4 protein-coding genes are annotated in these 3,085 nt (G+C 47.9%); 1 reads left to right on the top strand and 3 read right to left on the bottom strand.

The annotated features are described in order from the left end of the window. Positions 1–499: 499 nt before the first annotated feature. A complete protein-coding gene (locus tag H6A15_RS10060; protein WP_204673621.1) occupies positions 500–1,084 on the top strand; it encodes a hypothetical protein in 585 nt (194 codons plus the stop codon). Between the two features lie 6 nt (positions 1,085–1,090). On the opposite strand, the gene H6A15_RS10055 is transcribed toward H6A15_RS10060, so the two are convergent. From H6A15_RS10055 to H6A15_RS10045, 3 genes are read right to left on the bottom strand one after another with little or no spacing between them, the layout of a single operon-like run. Next, on the bottom strand, positions 1,091–1,594 hold the full coding sequence (locus H6A15_RS10055) for a hypothetical protein (protein ID WP_204673620.1): 504 nt from the start codon (positions 1,592–1,594) through the stop codon (positions 1,091–1,093). A gap of 15 nt (positions 1,595–1,609) precedes the next feature. Further along, positions 1,610–2,278 carry a hypothetical protein gene (locus H6A15_RS10050; protein ID WP_204673619.1) on the bottom strand — a complete coding sequence of 223 codons (669 nt, stop codon included), beginning with the start codon at positions 2,276–2,278 and terminating at the stop codon, positions 1,610–1,612. 10 nt (positions 2,279–2,288) lie between these two features. Next, complete coding sequence (locus tag H6A15_RS10045) at positions 2,289–3,047, bottom strand: restriction endonuclease subunit S (RefSeq protein ID WP_204673618.1); 759 nt, start codon at positions 3,045–3,047, stop codon at positions 2,289–2,291. Positions 3,048–3,085: the final 38 nt, after the last annotated feature.

Raw genomic sequence — 3,085 nt, 5'->3', positions numbered from 1 at the left:
AAGGGCTACTGGGACTGACGCCCGGTACCCGATAGGCGGAAGGGCGGTACCGTCTCCCCGGAGGGTCGGTACCGCCCCCGAGGAACGCCGGTACTAAAAACGCGTGCTAGACACTGTTTAGCTCAAGAGTGCCCATTGGATATTTGGCTATTGCGGCGGATGAATTGGCGACAAATCAGGGATTCAAATCAATGATCCCAGACGAAATAATGTACAGCGTTCATCTACTGTTTCCTTCGACGAAATAAACAGCGCATTGCGGCGGCGGGCTCTGACATAACATCCCCTGAGATATCAGGCAAAACTATGAAAGGCATTGACTTAGAATTGCTCAGCTTCAAGCCGCGTATAGAACTTTCAGCCTTGCTGATTTGATTATGGATGTGGTTTAGTGTAACGAAACAGAGAACCGGGAATTGTTTATGTTGCGTAACGCTTTGCTGCCTCAACTTATGAACAGTGAAGCCATTATTCCAGAAATAAAGCTCTAGGTGATGCGATGATGTCTAAAAGTCTTGTCCAATTGCACTGGGATTACTTCCTTCTGATGGAAAAGGACCTTATAGAAATCTCGGAGACTCTCGAACTAGACAAAGCAAATTTCGCTGCTTTTGGACCGCGCATCCTCCAGCTAATACTGGCCGCAGGAAGCGAGCTTGATGTGGCCTTAAAAAGCTTTGCCTCAATTGTTGCACCCGAGTCATCAGCGAATATGAGCGAGCGTCCAAATATGTCAGATTTTAAGACAATGATTGCAGAAAACGCTCTTGAACAGTTCGCCACGGCTACGGTAAAGATACTACGTTCGGATATTCTTCTTTCTCCCTGGGCATGCATAAGTGAACATCCTGATAAGAGCATCTCCTGGTGGGATGCCTATAACAAAGTGAAACACAAGAGAACGAGCAACTACAGCAAGGCGACGTTTGAGGTCGGCCTAAATCTAGTTGCAGCCCTATTCATAGTTGATGCCTATCTAGCCGAAGCTTCCCTTGAGCCAGTTTCAGGATTCACTCAAATAATCGATTGGGACCATCATCGGCGCATGCCTCAGCTTGAAGAATATTACGCAACCATATTATAGTTTGGCTTAGTTGCGCTTTTTCTGGTTATTGCGGTTGGCGGTCGTTTTTTTCTGACCCAGATTCACGCGGATTGCCTCCGCGCATACCTCGGTTAAAGGGTCGCCTATCGCTTTCTTGTAGTCAAATCCCAGAAGCTGCATAGCTTTTAGCGTATCGACAGACAGAAGAGATTTGAACCGCTCGAAGTTCGAGAAGTCGCTATCAGGCGAGAAAGATTTCAGGATGTCTAGCGCATTCCCAACCGTGTTTTGCAGGTGCTCAATATCCTCATCTGTTATCTCGTACCTGTTCAACTCTGATTCGTACGCCTGAGCAATAGCGATCGCTTGAGCGCGGTCTGCGACTAATTCATTTATTAGCTCCTCGTACGAGTTGCAAAGTTCCTCGTGGGTTTTCTTCTGCCTAATAGCCTGAAATCTATTGCTAACTTGAGTGGCCGTTCCTTTTGCGGCGAGGACGGCGAGTTGAGAGCCCGCTGTCGCAATTGCCGTAATAACCGCATCCTCCATTTATGTCACCTGCTCCTAGATGAACCATTCAGTAGGTTCTTGCCCAGCATAGAATATATCTTCTGGGCAAGTAATTTCGTCATCAACTAGTTCTATAAACGCTTCATTGGCTGCGTCAAACAAAGCTTCCGGCCATTTGTCGCCGCTTTTGTATTCGACTTTCCAAAGTGAGTAGTTGCCCACGCCGCAGCACACAGCTTCACATCCATGTTCTTCGATCCGTATATCGCACGGAGCTTCAATCTTGGCAACAGGACGGTTGTCTTTCTCTTCGCGTTTAGTAAATGATTCCATTCGAGAAAGCAGCTGATTGTAATCGACCAATTCGCTATAGACGCCAGCATTACAGTTCGACGAAATGATGTAGTCGCAGTCTCTTGTTTTGAAAGTCACCCTACTAAGAGGGACGTCAGAACTCATCGTTTCGCTAAGCGCTTTGAAAGTCCTCGACAACACGTACTTGAAAAGGTCGTACAGAAGACCTGGAACAATAACGCTAGATACAAACACAACCAGGCTTTGACTTAAGCCAACCCCTGCAGCAATCGACTGTTGCCCTCGCACCATTACCGCGAAGGGCTCAGTTTTAAGCTTTTGCCTTAATGCGGATTCTTGCTCCGTACGAAATTCGCTACCAGTAAGCTCGATAGAAACAAGATCAATAACTTGCGGAATATCGTTCACAGTCTCACTCCTAGATTGCCACACTTGAAACGTCTATCTCGCCCGACATTAGCTTAGGCAAAAGCGTGTCGCGCAATTCAGCTAACTGTTTCGATTCCTTTTGATTTGCGACAATCAGCTCAACTGCCGGCTGCGCAACGGCGTTGAACTTTTCAAGTTCTGCATCGCTGGGAAGCATAAAACGAATTGCCTTCACGTGATCGCGTGGCAATTCCGTTTGGCCCGTGCTTCCGGTGTGAAGAGACTCAATATAACGCTCGTGTTCAAACGCCCAGAATCCCATGTAAAGAGCATGCCTCGGGTCGGCTGCGCGAACGATGGTGACGTGGGAGTCGACAACGAGCTTCGAAGGATCAAACCAAACTTGAGCGGTCCTTCCAAGAGAACCGACACCCGTCGAGTTGATCAGCAAGTCGTACTTCTTAAGCCACTTCTCGGTAATCTTTCTCGGAGCATGCAGGCGGCCATTCTCGAGTAGAACCAGATTGTTTCGAATACAGGTTTGGCCAAGAATTAGCTCATCGGACTCGTCGTTGTACTTGGGCGTTATGCCCCGGCATACCATCCCGGATATCTCGCCAATGGTCGTCCAATGCCAGCCTTCTGGCAAATCCGCTCCTTCATCTCGCTCGTATTCACGGTATAGCCGTTTTGCGCAAGACTTAAGATGCTCTGCTAAATAATCATTTACCGGAACACAGGCCTGCAACTTCAGAATTGTTTCCACCGAGCCAGGGGGAAAGGAGACCTCGATGGAAGCGATGATCAATATGGTCCTAGCTCAGATGCAGCCAGTCCTAGACTATC

The organism is Enorma phocaeensis, assembly GCF_016901575.1.
In the GTDB taxonomy this organism is placed as follows: Bacteria; Actinomycetota; Coriobacteriia; order Coriobacteriales; family Coriobacteriaceae; genus Limicola; species Limicola phocaeensis_A.
The sequence above is the reverse complement of the archived record's forward strand: the minus strand, read 5'-3'. Positions and strand labels throughout refer to the sequence as shown.

Bases quoted from the DNA above. Each gene is read 5' to 3' on its own strand.
- H6A15_RS10055 (WP_204673620.1), bottom strand. From the start codon at position 1,594: ATGGAGGATGCGGTTATTACGGCAATTGCGACAGCGGGCTCTCAACTC.
- H6A15_RS10060 (WP_204673621.1), top strand. From the start codon at position 500: ATGATGTCTAAAAGTCTTGTCCAATTGCACTGGGATTACTTCCTTCTG.